At 45.1% G+C, this 14,527-nt stretch carries 17 protein-coding genes; all 17 read right to left on the bottom strand.

The window, feature by feature from the left end; translation table 11 throughout:
* Nucleotides 1-24: 24 nt before the first annotated feature.
* Nucleotides 25-819: a phosphatidate cytidylyltransferase gene (locus C0Q44_RS25770; RefSeq protein WP_105410034.1), complete on the bottom strand. Its 795-nt coding sequence runs from the start codon at nt 817-819 to the stop codon at nt 25-27.
* Between the two features lie 16 nt (nt 820-835).
* Nucleotides 836-1,603, bottom strand: coding sequence for an undecaprenyl pyrophosphate synthase (locus C0Q44_RS25765; RefSeq protein ID WP_105410033.1), 768 nt, complete (start codon nt 1,601-1,603; stop codon nt 836-838).
* Between the two features lie 89 nt (nt 1,604-1,692).
* Entirely contained in the window at nt 1,693-2,247 is a 555-nt protein-coding gene (gene frr, locus C0Q44_RS25760) for a ribosome recycling factor (protein ID WP_105410032.1), read from the bottom strand.
* On the bottom strand, nt 2,247-2,975 hold the full coding sequence (gene pyrH, locus C0Q44_RS25755) for a UMP kinase (protein WP_105410031.1): 729 nt from the start codon (nt 2,973-2,975) through the stop codon (nt 2,247-2,249). Before pyrH ends, frr begins: the two co-directional genes overlap by 1 nt.
* Before the next feature lie 230 nt (nt 2,976-3,205).
* On the bottom strand, nt 3,206-3,856 hold the full coding sequence (gene tsf / locus C0Q44_RS25750) for a translation elongation factor Ts (RefSeq protein WP_105410030.1): 651 nt from the start codon (nt 3,854-3,856) through the stop codon (nt 3,206-3,208).
* 115 nt (nt 3,857-3,971) lie between these two features.
* Nucleotides 3,972-4,670, bottom strand: coding sequence for a 30S ribosomal protein S2 (gene rpsB / locus C0Q44_RS25745; protein WP_017689155.1), 699 nt, complete (start codon nt 4,668-4,670; stop codon nt 3,972-3,974).
* 297 nt (nt 4,671-4,967) lie between these two features.
* Complete coding sequence (locus C0Q44_RS25740) at nt 4,968-5,594, bottom strand: endolytic transglycosylase MltG (RefSeq protein ID WP_105410029.1); 627 nt, start codon at nt 5,592-5,594, stop codon at nt 4,968-4,970.
* Nucleotides 5,595-5,597: 3 nt separating this feature from the next.
* Entirely contained in the window at nt 5,598-6,182 is a 585-nt protein-coding gene (locus C0Q44_RS25735) for a hypothetical protein (RefSeq protein ID WP_105410028.1), read from the bottom strand.
* A 65-nt stretch (nt 6,183-6,247) separates the two neighbouring features.
* The gene (locus C0Q44_RS25730; protein WP_105410027.1) at nt 6,248-6,562 is read right to left on the bottom strand and encodes a hypothetical protein; all 315 of its coding nucleotides are present in this window, start codon (nt 6,560-6,562) and stop codon (nt 6,248-6,250) included.
* 51 nt (nt 6,563-6,613) lie between these two features.
* Nucleotides 6,614-8,023, bottom strand: coding sequence for a flagellar assembly protein A (locus C0Q44_RS25725; RefSeq protein ID WP_105410026.1), 1,410 nt, complete (start codon nt 8,021-8,023; stop codon nt 6,614-6,616).
* A 63-nt stretch (nt 8,024-8,086) separates the two neighbouring features.
* Nucleotides 8,087-8,875 carry a FliA/WhiG family RNA polymerase sigma factor gene (locus tag C0Q44_RS25720; protein ID WP_105410025.1) on the bottom strand — a complete coding sequence of 263 codons (789 nt, stop codon included), beginning with the start codon at nt 8,873-8,875 and terminating at the stop codon, nt 8,087-8,089.
* Nucleotides 8,876-8,890: 15 nt separating this feature from the next.
* Nucleotides 8,891-9,337, bottom strand: coding sequence for a hypothetical protein (locus tag C0Q44_RS25715; protein ID WP_105410024.1), 447 nt, complete (start codon nt 9,335-9,337; stop codon nt 8,891-8,893).
* Nucleotides 9,338-9,341: 4 nt separating this feature from the next.
* Complete coding sequence (locus C0Q44_RS25710) at nt 9,342-9,839, bottom strand: chemotaxis protein CheD (RefSeq protein WP_105410023.1); 498 nt, start codon at nt 9,837-9,839, stop codon at nt 9,342-9,344.
* A complete protein-coding gene (locus tag C0Q44_RS25705) occupies nt 9,832-10,425 on the bottom strand; it encodes a chemotaxis protein CheC (RefSeq protein WP_105410200.1) in 594 nt (197 codons plus the stop codon). Before C0Q44_RS25705 ends, C0Q44_RS25710 begins: the two co-directional genes overlap by 8 nt.
* 37 nt (nt 10,426-10,462) lie before the next feature.
* Entirely contained in the window at nt 10,463-10,924 is a 462-nt protein-coding gene (locus tag C0Q44_RS25700; RefSeq protein WP_105410022.1) for a chemotaxis protein CheW, read from the bottom strand.
* 40 nt (nt 10,925-10,964) lie between these two features.
* Entirely contained in the window at nt 10,965-13,037 is a 2,073-nt protein-coding gene (locus C0Q44_RS25695; protein WP_105410021.1) for a chemotaxis protein CheA, read from the bottom strand.
* A 32-nt stretch (nt 13,038-13,069) separates the two neighbouring features.
* Entirely contained in the window at nt 13,070-14,512 is a 1,443-nt protein-coding gene (locus C0Q44_RS25690; protein WP_105410020.1) for a protein-glutamate methylesterase/protein-glutamine glutaminase, read from the bottom strand.
* Nucleotides 14,513-14,527: the final 15 nt, after the last annotated feature.

Raw genomic sequence — 14,527 nt, 5'->3', positions numbered from 1 at the left:
TGTTATCACAGACTCATGTTCTTCTTAGTAGGGCAGTAGCATTAATATATGTACGAATGGGAAAACAACAATCCAGCTGTCGCACCGATCAAGAATGCCTCCATGCCCTGGGAGAAGATTGCCTGAATCCTTTATGCTATATACACGTTTGTATGCAGATTGGATCAAGTCACCCATCTGACCTACGACTGCACAGGCAATCCCGATCACTATTGCTCTCTGCCATGAGAGCAAACCATCTGACACGAGTGCAAATACAATTGAAGTGACAACTGCAATCACAATGCCACCCAGTGCGCCCTCCACTGTTTTGTTTGGACTGATGGAAGGCCACAGTTTGTTTTTACCCATTAATTTCCCTACAAAATAAGCTCCTGCATCACTTGCCCATATGGAACCTAGCAGCAGGAACGTCCAGAACAACCCATGATGCAGATGTCTGGATTCTGCAATGTAATAAAAACCGATTCCTATATACAGCACGCCGAGAAAAAGCATGGCTACTGTATTCACAGGAAGCCTGTTTTTAGTAACAACTGAAGCGGTCATCAGTACAAGCATTACAATCCAGATGATCTGTAACAAAGATAGCGGTCTTGCATCCCAAAGCATTTCCCAAGGAAATACAATGGCAAAAATACCAGCATATCCAATCAGGGCCACACCTGAAAAAGGCATCACCCCGGTCATCTTTACAAACTCATAATAACCGATGAGAGCCATAAGCAATACCAAACCATGGTACCAGGGTCCGCCCAGCATGCAAAAACCTAAAAACAACACACCTGCTATGATTCCTGTCCTTAATCGCTGTTTCAACGGCTTCATCCTCCATCTATTTCAAACCGCCGTAACGCCTTGTTCTGCGCTGATATTCGGCTACTGCTTCAAGCAAATGCTTTTTGCCGAATTCGGGCCAGTATATATCCGTAAACCATAATTCACTATATGCAAGTTGCCAGAGCATAAAGTTACTTAATCTCAACTCACCGCTGGTCCGGATCAGCAGATCCGGGTCGGGCATGTCAGCCGTCAGCATATGCCTGTCAATGAGTTCAGGTGTTATATCCTCTGCCGATAGTTCCCCCGATTTCACCTGCAAAGCGATCTGTTTAACACAGTCCGTCATTTCACGACGACTTCCATAGTTCATTGCAAAGTTCAAAACGAGACCTGTATTATGTTCCGTAAGACGAATAGCTTCCCGCAAGGCATTGATGGTATGTGATGGTAAATGTTCCTCTTGTCCCATCATACGAATACGCACATTTTTTTCTATAAGTTCATCCAGCTCTATGGCTAGAAATTCTTGCGGAAGTCGCATCAGAAAATCCACTTCTTCTTTTGGACGCGTCCAGTTTTCTGTCGAAAAAGCATACATCGTCAGATATTTGATGCCCAGTTCATCCGCCGCGATGGTCGCACGTTTGACCGCCTTCATGCCATTTTGGTGCCCGGCTATTCGCGGGAGTCCCAAACGTTTGGCCCATCGTCCATTGCCGTCCATGATGATGGCGACGTGCTGCGGGATATTATCCTCGGATATAGTCAGCGTTTCCTGCTTGTCAGCCCCATTCCACCACGACCGAACCCGTTTGATCATTCCTGTTCCTCCAAAATCCCTGAAGTTTCTTCATCTGAAGCTTGGAAAAAGAGACAAAACCCCACCGTATTGGAGGGGCTGCGCTTGTCTTACACTTCCATGATTTCTTTTTCTTTGGCAGCGAGTACCTTATCGACTTCAGCAATAAACTTGTCGGTCGATTTTTGGATATCGTCCTGATGTCTCCGGGAATCATCCTCGGAAATGTCTGACTTCTCCATTTTCTTGATGTCATCATTCGCATCACGGCGAATGTTACGAATCGCAACTTTACCTTCTTCACCGAACTTTTTCGTCAGCTTCACAAGCTCCGCTCTGCGCTCTTCCGTTAATGCCGGAATAGACAGGCGAATCATGCTACCATCATTCGCCGGAGTAAGACCCAGATCCGATTTCATGATAGCACGCTCGATATCGCTCATGGAAGATTTGTCCCACGGTTGAATCATCAGTGTACGGGAATCCGGCGTACTGATATTAGCGAGTTGGTTCAGTGGCGTCATTGCTCCATAATACTCCACCTGAATTCGATCCAGAAGAGCTGGAGTTGCACGGCCTGCACGTAAAGTAGCCAAGTCACGACGCAAAGCTTGAATTGCTTTTTCCATACGCTCTTCGGCATGTTGTTTAACCGCTTGTGGCATTAATCTACACTCCCTTTGACGATTGTTCCGATACGTTCACCCAGAACAACACGCTTGATGTTACCTTGTTCCGTAATGGCAAATACGATCAACGGGATGTTGTTGTCCTTACACAGCGAGGATGCCGTCGAATCCATTACACCAAGGTCTTTGTTAAGTATATCCATGTAAGTCAACTGATCGAATTTCACAGCTGTACTGTCCTTAAACGGATCTGCTGAGTATACACCATCGACTTTGTTTTTGGCCATCAAGATAACTTCTGCTTCAATCTCCGCTGCCCGCAGTGCTGCTGTTGTATCCGTGGAGAAGAACGGGTTACCTGTACCTGCTGCAAAAATAACGACCCGGCCCTTCTCCAGATGACGAATAGCTCTGCGACGGATATAAGGCTCTGCAATTTGTTGCATCGCAATCGATGTCTGTACACGCGTAGGTACTTCGATCTGTTCCAAGGCATCCTGCAGTGCCAGCGAGTTCATTACCGTCGCCAGCATGCCCATATAATCAGCAGTTGCCCGATCAATGCCGTTTTCGCTACCGGCAATTCCACGCCAGATGTTTCCGCCGCCACATACAATAGCAACCTGTACACCAAGTGCAACAACCTCTTTTACCTGTTGGGCAATCGACGAGATCGTCTCTGCATCAATACCATAACCGTTTTGACCGGAAAGGGACTCTCCGCTGACCTTTAAGACAACACGTTTAAATACTGGCTGTTCCAATTATTCACCCTCCACTTTGAATCGAACACACTCGGTGTTCAACCAACAAAACTTCTCGCGCATGGCCTCCTGCTTAAAAAGAAAGGAACACAGGAGTGTTCCGCTCTTTTAGGAAAAACGTTTAACCGGTTAGGCACTGTTTTCCTGAGATATAAGGGAGTCGCGCTTCGAAGTTTTATCATTCTTATATCTTCGAAAATCAATCCTGCTTGCCGGTATAGAAAACCGTCTTATTTGTTTACTTGGGACATTACTTCTTCTACGAAGTTGTCTACCTTTTTCTCAAGACCTTCACCCAGTTCGTAACGAACGAAACGACGGATGGAGATATTTTCACCAATTTGGCTGACTTTTTCGTTCAGCAACTGGGAAATTGTTTTGTCTGGATCTTTAACGAAAGTTTGTTCCAGCAGGCAGTACTCTTCGTAGTATTTACCGATACGGCCTTCAACCATTTTTTCAATGATTTTCTCTGGTTTGCCTTCGTTCAGAGCTTGAGCTTTCAAAATTTCTTTTTCTTTCTCCAGCTCTTCTGTAGGAACTTCTTCGCGTGTAACGAATTTAGGATTAGCTGCAGCGATTTGCATAGCTACATCTTTAACAAAATCCTTAAATTGATCTGTTTTACCAACGAAGTCCGTTTCACAGTTAACTTCAACCAAGACACCGATCCGTCCACCAGCGTGGATGTAAGATTCTACAACGCCTTCAGTCGCTGCACGGCCTGCTTTGCTTGCTGCTGCAGAAAGACCTTTCTCACGCAACAATTCAGCTGCTTTCGTCACATCATTGTTTGCTTCTTCCAGTGCTTTTTTACAATCGAGCATACCAGCGCCCGTTCTTTCGCGAAGTTCTTTTACTGCACTCGCATTAACTGCCATTATAAATTCCCTCCAACATTAAGTATTGTACGTACACTCTAAAAAAAGGGCAGTGAGAGGTTATCCACCTGCCAACCACCCTTTTAATTTAGTTTATTGCATATGTTCGAATCTATTAAGCGGAAGTTTCTTCGCCTTGGTTAGCTTCGATTACAGCGTCAGCCATTTTACCTGTCAGCAATTTAACAGCGCGGATCGCGTCGTCATTACCCGGGATAACATAATCAATCTCGTCCGGATCGCAGTTCGTATCAACGATACCAACAATTGGGATACCCAATTTGCGAGCTTCTGCAACAGCGATACGCTCTTTGCGTGGATCGATGATGAACAGGGCGCTTGGCAGGCCTTTCATATTTTTAATACCGCCCAAGAATTTCTCAAGACGATCTTTTTCTTTGCGAAGCAAGATAACTTCTTTTTTAGGCAATACAGCGAATGTACCGTCTTCTTCCCAAGCTTCCAACTGTTTCAAACGATCAATACGTTTTTGAATAGTTTGGAAGTTAGTCAGGGTACCGCCGAGCCAGCGTTGGTTAATGTAGAATTGACCAGCACGTTCAGCTTCTTCTTTAACTGAATCCTGAGCTTGTTTCTTCGTGCCCACGAAAAGAATTTTACCATTCTCTCCTGCGATTCCTTTAACGAAATTGTAAGCCTCTTCGACTTTTTTCACCGTTTTTTGCAAGTCGATGATGTAAATTCCGTTTCTTTCAGTGAAGATATAACGATCCATTTTTGGGTTCCAACGACGAGTTTGGTGACCGAAGTGTACCCCAGCTTCGAGAAGCTGCTTCATGGAGATTACTGCCATCTTCACACACCTCCTAATATGGTTTTATTTTGTCCTCCGCCGGCATCATTTTTCGCCAAGACTCTCCATCAGGAAAGCACCCTCAACAAAATTAGCACATGCGTGTGTTTTAACACCGTTATCTAATATAGCACAACTGACAACCCGATGCAACAGTCTATGAAACTAAATCTTCTTTATACTCCGGGCCAATTAAGAAGCAATTAATTTTTAATTCATGCGGAGCATAATACTAATTATGTCAAGTATCAGGGACATACTGTTTAATACGCAAAGAACCGTCCTGTCCGAGCATGCTCAGCTTGACGGTTCTTTCGTAATTTTGGCGATAATAGATTTGAAACTTTCACCTTTTTCGAGCGCATAGGTACCCACTTGAATTTTGGTGTTAATTCGCTCAGCTTTGCCAGCCTTTATGAATGCCTGAGCATCATCGACAATTCCTGCTGTTTGTAGGTTTCCAGCAACGATTGCCAGACTATTGCCTGAACGTACTTTGAATGATACCGTGGCCTCTTTTGGATTGCTCGGGGTCGAAGGCTCTGTTGTCTTCGGTTGAGTTATCTCTTTCTGCTCTTTACTTGCACTTCCAGCAGGTTGTTGTGGCTTCTCAGGCTCTGCAGGTGTCTTGGTAGGGGTTACTGTCCCAGGTTCTGTTGCTGTTGTACCTTGCAACTTACTGCTCTCCTGTTTTTTCTTCTCCACCCACTCTGCTTCTGTGTATAACTCTTCTTCAGAACCTACCAACTTCATATCCAAACTTTTCGCAGCTGTTTCAAGTTGTTCTTTGGTTATATTGGCGGTCTGCTCGGGGTCAAGGTTACTATCAGATAATGCATTTTGTCCCACCGTTGCCAGTTGAAGCAAAACTGCACCAACGATCATGCCGCTCCCCAGACCAATCCATAAGGATCGCTTGTCCATGACTTAGCTCTCCTCCCGTTCTGCCAGTTGCAGTATTAACTGTACCTCACCACGCTGAATACCTGTCTGCTTGGAGATAGCTTCCATTGACTTACCCTCTGCATGTAGATTAAACAATTCTGCATATCGGTCTTTGATCAATTCGCGTTGAGGCAACAATTCCACTTTGCTGGTCTGTAGCACTGCTTCTGTCGCCTGCTGAGCTGCCTCTGCCCGTACGCTATCCATGAGCACCTGCGCCTGCAAACCTTCGGAAGTTTGAAGCGGCATGTTAACTGAGTGTAGAACTGGTGATGCGACAACTTCATTCCGTTTGTTCTGTTCCAGCTGATCCAATCGCTGCTGTAGTTCCTGAAGTTGCGATTGCATGCGTTGATCGGCTGCTGTCGCTTCACCTTTCATTTCAGACACACGCTGAATAAGAGCATCGTTATCATTTTCGATTTCGGTCATGTAATGTTCAAGCGTAGATTCCATCTCCTGCACCAGTTGATGCCCAGGCTCCTGCGCCTTATTTTTCCGGGGCATGATATATGCGTAGGCAATTGCGCAGGCTCCTAATATGACAATAATGATCCATGGTGACAAATTGGGTTCTCTCCTTCTGATATAACCATCGGTGCGTAAGACTGCATGTCCATCACAATCGTTTACTACAGAGACAGATCAATGTGTTTTCCTTTGTACGGGTGCTCCGCAGGTTTGACGTTCTCCTGAACCTGAGCAGTTTCCTGTCCATCAGAGCCACTATGCTGATCCCCATCATGGGTATGACCATCACGCACCGAAGTATGTGAAGTTTCATCCATTGCTTCACTTCGCTGCCTTGCCTCATTTGCTTCTTTCGCTGTTTGCTCTGCCAAGAGACTCTGATCCGTAATCGGTCTCTGCTGGGCTTCACTCTGATATCGTCCCGCTTCACTTGTTCGTGGTACCGCAATCTGCAACTCCACTGCTTTGAAACTCATACGCTCACCTCACGGTTTCGAATGGATTCCTCATGTGCCTGAATGCTGTACTTAAACGTATGGAACCATTGTAATGTCACCATCGTGATAATAAAATGACATTCGACTGACTGGATCTTTAATGAATTTCGTGTATCTGCCGATAACTATCTTAGAGCCACCAAAAATCATCTTCATAATATCAACACGAGCCTTGCTTGTATTTTCAAGTACCTTCTCAATTTCAAAGATACGAGTCTTCGTTTCTTCACTTAGGCGAAGAGCAGATTTCTGGGTAGCACTTAGCTTGATTCGCATCGACATCTTATCTGTACTTAATTGTCCAGCAGCAGCTAACTGATCCAATAACGTTAAAGCTTTCTTCGTTTTGTCCAAGGAGTCCATCTGCTCTCTGACTTCCTTGCGTAAATCGTTTAACTCGTTCCGCAGCCTAGGCAGTACGCCAACTTCAATGACAGTAACAGTGGACATACTGTTACCTACAACACGCGCTGTAACATTCTCACCGGCCTGAATTGAGCCACCAACGATAAGTCCCTTGGTTCCTGCACAGATAACTCCATGACCTGCACGTACATTGGAGTGCATAATACTTTGGGAGACCAGGACATCTGCACCCGCATCCACGTTACCTTCTTGAATAAAGGTACACTTAACATTATGGCCCGCATGTACTAATCCTTTGTTATAACCAATAATGCCACCCGTGATTTCGATTGAGCCACCTGCTTCCAGTTCTGCTCCTTCGACACCTCCAACGACACGAATGTCGCCTGCCGCTTTAACTTTGAACCCGGTAAGTACATTGCCACGAATGACAACAGTGCCTACAAAATCGATATTGCCATTGTTGTAGTCAACATCACCATTGACTTCATAAACCGGAAATACGTTTAGTTTGTTGCCGTCCGTTTTGGTAACCAATCCGTCCAGGGCAGCGTACATAGCAGATCCATCCGGATTGACCACAACGTTTTTCCCAACTTTAAACCGGGCTTCTTTACCAGAACGATAAGGAATTTCCTCGCCGGTTACTGCTCTGCCTGGTATTCCATCAACAGGAGCGATTCGCTCTGCAATAATCTGACCACTCCGAACATTGTTTAGCCGGGTCACTTCTTTGTAATCCACTTTTCCATCTTCCGCTTCGAGCGGTCGTCGTTCGTTCGTATCATCCAAGCCTGCCAGGATCTTGATAAATCCATCTGTTCCTTGAATAGGAGCGATGCCTTCGGCAATCTTGTACTTTTCTTTCAAATAGGCTCCAGGGTTACTCACAAAAAGTAATAGTGCCTCTCGCACTACACCTTGTTTGATACCCTTGTTCGCCACAAATTGTTCAAGTTCATCGAATGTGCAGGTAAAGCCTTCTTCCTCTTTGGAAAATTCAAGGTAGGCCGTACACTTGTCGTCCGATAAAACAATGCTTAAACACTGTTCCAAAACAGTCCGTTGTGTCACCGCAGTTCTTCCCCCTTTTAGCTTTCCCACTCCCCAAACTCCAATATATAATCTTTCTATCTATTAATCTTTACGCATGAGCAAATCCTTCTGTTTGTCCAACGTGCCGCGTAGTCGTAATATTGCTTTGGAATGTAACTGAGAGATACGAGACGGAGAAAGAGACATAACCTCCGCAATTTCACTAAGAGAAAGATCTTCGTAGTACAGGAGTGAAACGACAGTTCGCTCTTTTACCGTCAACTTTTCAAGCCCTTGCACCAAAACATCCTTTAAATAAAACTCATTCACTTTATAATCCGGATTTTTAGCTTTCTCATCCACCATTAAAGAGAGACGAGTCTCAGACTCTTCTTCGCGAATTGGATCTTCCAGCGAGCAAAGAGACATGACTGCCACTTCCTGAAGCATGTTCTGAAAATCTTTGGTTGACACATCCAGGTACTGGCTCATTTCCTCATCGCTAACGGACCTGAGATAGCTTTGTTCCAGCTGTTGATAAGCGTCTTCAATCCGCTTGGCCTTCTCCCGAACAGAACGCGGAACCCAATCTCCCTGACGCAGACCGTCAAGTATAGCTCCACGCACTCTCCATGATGCATAGGTTTCAAATTGCAGACCACGTTCATAGTCGAATTTCTCTAATGCATCAATCAAACCCATAACTCCATTACTCTCCAAGTCATCTTTGGGGACATTTTTGGGCAAACCAACAGCCAAACGACCAGATACATAATTTACAATATGAAGATATTTTTCAATCAAATTCTTCTTGGCTTCAAGATCTCCATGCTCTTTCCACTTTTCCCACAGATCAGAATGGTTCAAATGTGAAGCTTTACGCTCGTTCAATTGCTTTCACCCTCCTTATTTGTCTGTCAGGTGACGAACGGCCTGCGCCAATTCCTCCGGATCTTTGGTCCGGACAAGTTTAGGCGGATCCAAAGGAGCAAATCCCGTTGGAGCTTTCGTCTCAGATGGCGGAAGATCATCGCCCGAGGAGGCGTTCTGTCCACTTTTGAGCAAGTCATTCAGCTCTTGTCCATCGTCTTCGAGTTTGATGTCCACCTGTGAACCTCTTTGATCTTGAGCACTCGGTGAATCATAACCATATCCATGTCCTTCTACCCGAGGGCCCAGCAGCAGCATTCCCAACCCCCAGCGCAAAGCATAGGCGAGGACAAACCAGGCTACGAATCCGATCAATCCGCGATTTAAACTGGTCGTCAACACATTGCTGCTGTATGCTACAAAAAAAGTAAAAATGAATCCAAGGATGCCTGCTCCAAGATTAATGCGGTAGTTTCCTATCATAGTCTTATAGTTCCTTTACACCCATTTGTACACTTCGAATAGTCAACAGTCCAGTTTCACAATCCATTTCAATGGTCCGTCCGTAATTCCCACCTGTATCTTCTGCAAGAAGTGGAATTTTGAGCTTGTCCAACCACTCTCGACAAGAATCCGCGTTCCGTGGTCCAATACGCATCGTATCCCCGGCACCAGCAAAGGCAAACATCTGTGAGCCTCCAGCCATTTTTGACACAATACGTGAGCGAGAAGCACCCAGTTTTATCATCTTCTCCAAAAGCTCAGGCAACGCTGTATCCGCATACTTGGCTGTGTTCAGTTTCCCTTCACGAGCTATGTCTGACGTAGGGAGCATGACATGCGCCATTCCAGCCAGCTTCAAATGTGGGTCATACATGGTTAATCCCACACACGAGCCAAGGCCAGTCGTACGGATTATGCCGGGAAGATGAGCAATGTTTAAATCCGCCATACCGACTTTAACGACGCTTTTGTCCTCAATCATGGTCCATTGGCACCCCTAGCGATTCAAATATCTTAGCAAATGATGGCGGATCCGGAATCAGGAAAAACTGACCCTCAACCTGATCTTCACCCTCAAAGAAAGATGTGTCAATTAACAATGCTTCGTCACCCATCTCGCCAAATTGCAGCAATCCGTAGCTCAGAATGGCACCTGCCATATCAATAGCAAGTCCAGGAACGGTTGGATACATGGACAATTTCGTGAAATCTGCCAAAGAAGAAAGGTATGATCCAGCCAGGATATTTCCAATTTCGGAAAGTGCTGACTGCTCCATATCCGAGAAATCGAGTCCTTCTTTCAAGTCAAATCCGGCAAGTCTATTCAACAACATTCTAGCAGTCTCCGGTGTCATCATAAAGAAAAGATTTCCCGGTGCTTCACCTTCTACGCGAAGAAATACGGTAACCACGATGCGTTCATCACCGCCTACTTTTTCAGCGACTTCTTCAAAAGGGATCATCTGTACTGTAGGTACACCCATATCAATCGGTCTATTGAGGAGCTGAGACAACGCCGTTGCGGCGTTGCCTGCTCCAATGTTACCGACCTCTTTGAGCACATCCATCTGGAATACCTCAAATCGGTTGAACACTCCCACGGTGCTAGCCCTCAGCACTTTCCAGCTGTACAATCTCGCTTTTATTTAATACTTCATTCAGGTTGAGCATAATCAGCAATCGTGAATTTTCCAATTTAGCCACACCACGCAGGTATCTCGCTTTGACTCCTCCAACTACTTCAGGAGGGCTATCAATGGCGCTGCTCTTGATATCAATAACATCATTGGCAGAATCAACGATAAAGCCAACTTGCATGTCGTCTACACCCACAATGACAATACGAGTCTGATCTGTATACTCCGATTCTGGCAGGGAGAATCGACCACGTAGATCAATGACCGGAATTACAACCCCGCGTAGATTAATGACTCCTTTTACAAAGGATAGTGTTTTGGGAACACGGGTGATTGGCATCATACGCTCAATCGTCTGAACCTTATCAACCTCAACACCATACTCTTCGGAACCTAATTTAAAGACGATGACTTTCAACTCTTCTTCCATGTAAAAAACCTCCCTATTAAATGTAGGACTTAGCTATATGCTATTTAATAAATGCATTAGGATCTAGAATCAGGGCTACTTGTCCATCTCCAAGAATGGTTGCTCCGGAGATCCCTTCAATAGCAGGCAGATAGGTTCCCATTGATTTGAGAACAATCTCACTCTGACCAATAAATTCCTCAACAGCTACGGCTGCAAGACGGTCACCTTTACGAATGACGACAATTTCTGTTTCCTGCTCATCAGCATCATTGAAATCTGGTACAGAGAATACTTCGCTCAAGGACAGATACGGAATCAGTGACTCACGGAACGTGATCATTTTATTGCCATGAATATTGCGAACTTGCTCACGTTGAACAATGGCCGTTTCTACAATAGAGGACAAAGGAACCGCGTATTTCTCTGAACCAAGCCGTACAAGCATTGCAGCAATAATGGAAAGAGTCAAAGGAAGTTGAACAGAGAAATTCGTGCCCTTGCCTGGAGTGGAATGAATAGTTACATTACCGCCAAGTGAAGTGATTTTAGATTTCACGACATCCAAGCCAACGCCCCGGCCAGAGATATCCGAGATAATATCAGCAGTACTAAAACCAGGTGCAAACAATAGTTGATTCACTTCATCGTCGCTCATCTTGGCACCTTGTTCTTCGGTTACAACTCCACGTTTAATAGCAGTTTTCAAAAGCTTGTCGCGATAGATTCCTTTGCCATCATCTTCAATCTCAATAAATACGTGATTTCCACTATGGAAGGCGCGCAGGTTTACTATACCCATCTCTGGTTTACCTGCTGCTACGCGCTCTGCAATGGATTCCACACCATGGTCAACCGCGTTACGCAGCAAATGCACAAGCGGATCACCAATCTCATCAATGACCGTACGATCCAGTTCCGTCTCAGCACCTGTAATCACCAGATCGATTTTTTTATCAAGAGTCTTAGCCAGATCCCGAATCATGCGTGGGAATCGATTAAATACGGTATCTACCGGAACCATCCGCAATTTCAATACAATATTTTGCAAATCTGTACTAACTCTGCTCAAATGTGCTACCGTATCGGATAAATCATTGTTGCCTGTCTCACTGGCCAGTTGCTCCAGACGTGAACGGTCAATCAACAATTCACTAAACAGGTTCATCAATACATCAAGGCGTTCAATATCTACACGAATGGTACGTGAAGGTGCAGCAGCTTGTTTCGGCGCAGCTGTTTTGGCTGGTGCCGTCTTGGCTTCTTCTTTGGATGAAGAATTCTTATCGGGCGAAGCAACCTCAGCTACAATAATCGGTGCGGTTGGCGCTTCAACTGTGGCTGCGACCTGATTGGCCATCTGCTGCAGAGTCTCCTGATCCAATTGGATCAGCTTCGCACTTTCAATTTCAGAGATACTCATAATGCCTTCTTCCAGTTGTTGCGCATCTTTAGTTGTTATGTAATACAACGAGAAACTGCGCTCAAACTTCTCCTGCTCAATATCCTGAACGGATGGATAAGCCTTAACGACTTCACCTGAACGTTCCAGCATATCAAAGACCATATAAGCCCGAACACCTTTTAACTGGCTATGCTCACTAATAAGCACATCAACATAGAACACACGGTGACCTTCGGCAATCGATTGATCAAGCACCGAATATTGGAATTCATCCAGCTCCACAGCCGAAGAAATAGAAGCGTCAGCTGGCTTGTTTGGTTTTGTTGCAGAAGCATCTCCGTTTGTAATTTCACCATTTTCAATGGCATGAAGCGAAGCTACGATAGAGGACACATCCGCTTTACCTTGTCCACCTTCGGTAATATCCTGAACCATAGTTTCCAAAGCGTCCAGACTCTTGAACAGCGTATCAAAAATATAATCCTGCATTTTCAACTTCTCATTACGCACCAGATCCAACACATTTTCCATTTTATGCGTCAGCGATGCCAAATCTTCAAAGCCCATTGTTGCCGCCATACCCTTCAAGGTATGAGCAGAGCGGAATATAACCTGAACTATTCCCAGATCTTCCGGATTGCCTTCAAGTTTAAGCATGTTTTCGTTAAGCGATTGCAGATGATCATTAGACTCATCAATAAACATAGATAGATATTGGTTCATGTCCATTGTGAGGCACCTCCTCCGTGAGTTACACTCTGTTATTTAACAGCTTGAACAAGTTTAGACGCGATCTCCTGCAGTGGCAGAAGATGACGTACGCATTGCAGCTCTACAGCAGAACGCGGCATACCATATACAACACAAGTTTCTTCATTCTCGGCAAAGGTTGATGTGACACCTGCATCGTATAATCTCTTCATCATACGTGCTCCATCACTACCCATTCCCGTTAGCAAAACAAGATGCCGTTGTAGAGATGTAAACGGCAGAAGTGACTCAAACATCGTATCCACTGAGGGTCTATGCCCATTCACTGGTTGATCTTCTGTCAGCTTCAAAGTAAACTTCCCGTCTGCTGTTTTGTTAACTTTTACATGGAATCCGCCGGGTGCAATATAGGCGGTCCCTTTCTTCAGGACCATGCCCTCTTCAGCTTCAACCACATGTAATGGACTGAACGTATTCAATCGTTGAGCCAGAGAACGGGTGAAATTGGGCGGCATGTGCTGCACAATAATAACAGGTGCTGGCAAATCCGCAGGCAACTGCTCAAGCAAGGTCTTGAGAGCTCTAGGTCCACCAGTAGAACAACCAATCGCTACAAGTTTGTTGAAAGGCCCTTCCGGGCTTCCTGTACTTTTGGAAACAGGATTAGGTTTGCTCAAGTCTCTGGTTTTTGCAGAGGCAGCAGCTGCCGCTATCTGATCAGCTGCCACTTGAGATGCATGAGGTAATCGAATTTCCTTAGGTGTCTGTGCTGGATTAGATGACCTAACCGTTTTTTCTACAATCGTTCCCGACTTACGCTCAGGCTTCGGCAACGGATCTGCCTTTTTCTCTACACGGCCCGGTTTCGAGGGAGATAAGGGTACGCTTGATTGCTTTGATTTTGCCTGGAAGATTTCCGCCCGTTCACTCAAAGAGCGTTGACTAATCTGGACAGGTTCAATCGTTTTTTTCACAGGCTCCACTCGATCCCGTACCGGAAAATCTCTCTGCAATGGCTGAGCTGGAGGAACGGATGTTCCTCCAGAAATATCTTTATTTTTCATAGAAACTTCACGATCGGCTTTTCGTTTGATCTCATTCATCGCAGCACGCATGCGTTCAACCAAGGCTTTACCGACTTGAGAGATATCCTGGTCATGGGCGATAGATGGTTTGCGAATGAAGTCAAATGCCCCGGCTTCAAGCGCCATAATCGTTTCTTTCATGCCTTGTTCATTGATACCAGACAGCATAATTACAGGAACGAAGGACTCCTTCATAATTGATTCTAATGCGTCCAACCCATTCATTTCGGGCATTTCAACGTCCATTGTAATAATGTCAGGTTTCAATTCCAGCGATTTTTGAATAGCTTCCCTACCATTTGATGCCGTTGCCGTAACTTTAAACTCCGAATCCGCTTCAATTAAATCCGTAACAATTTTACGCATAAAAGCGGAATCATCGACCACCAATACTTGATACACCGCCATGTTGTGTCACCCCTG

Origin of the sequence: Paenibacillus sp. PCH8, from assembly GCF_002968835.1 — a bacterium.
Taxonomy (GTDB): Bacteria; Bacillota; Bacilli; order Paenibacillales; family Paenibacillaceae; genus Paenibacillus.
The sequence above is the reverse complement of the archived record's forward strand: the minus strand, read 5'-3'. Positions and strand labels throughout refer to the sequence as shown.

Coding starts and splice junctions, on each gene's coding strand:
- C0Q44_RS25765 (WP_105410033.1), bottom strand. CDS start 1,603: ATGATCAAACGGGTTCGGTCGTGGTGGAATGGGGCTGACAAGCAGGAA.
- frr (WP_105410032.1), bottom strand. CDS start 2,247: ATGCCACAAGCGGTTAAACAACATGCCGAAGAGCGTATGGAAAAAGCA.
- tsf (WP_105410030.1), bottom strand. CDS start 3,856: ATGGCAGTTAATGCGAGTGCAGTAAAAGAACTTCGCGAAAGAACGGGC.
- rpsB (WP_017689155.1), bottom strand. CDS start 4,670: ATGGCAGTAATCTCCATGAAGCAGCTTCTCGAAGCTGGGGTACACTTC.
- C0Q44_RS25740 (WP_105410029.1), bottom strand. CDS start 5,594: ATGGACAAGCGATCCTTATGGATTGGTCTGGGGAGCGGCATGATCGTT.
- C0Q44_RS25730 (WP_105410027.1), bottom strand. CDS start 6,562: ATGAGTTTCAAAGCAGTGGAGTTGCAGATTGCGGTACCACGAACAAGT.
- C0Q44_RS25715 (WP_105410024.1), bottom strand. CDS start 9,337: ATGATAGGAAACTACCGCATTAATCTTGGAGCAGGCATCCTTGGATTC.
- C0Q44_RS25710 (WP_105410023.1), bottom strand. CDS start 9,839: ATGATTGAGGACAAAAGCGTCGTTAAAGTCGGTATGGCGGATTTAAAC.
- C0Q44_RS25705 (WP_105410200.1), bottom strand. CDS start 10,425: ATGGATGTGCTCAAAGAGGTCGGTAACATTGGAGCAGGCAACGCCGCA.
- C0Q44_RS25700 (WP_105410022.1), bottom strand. CDS start 10,924: ATGGAAGAAGAGTTGAAAGTCATCGTCTTTAAATTAGGTTCCGAAGAG.
- C0Q44_RS25695 (WP_105410021.1), bottom strand. CDS start 13,037: ATGGACATGAACCAATATCTATCTATGTTTATTGATGAGTCTAATGAT.
- C0Q44_RS25690 (WP_105410020.1), bottom strand. CDS start 14,512: ATGGCGGTGTATCAAGTATTGGTGGTCGATGATTCCGCTTTTATGCGT.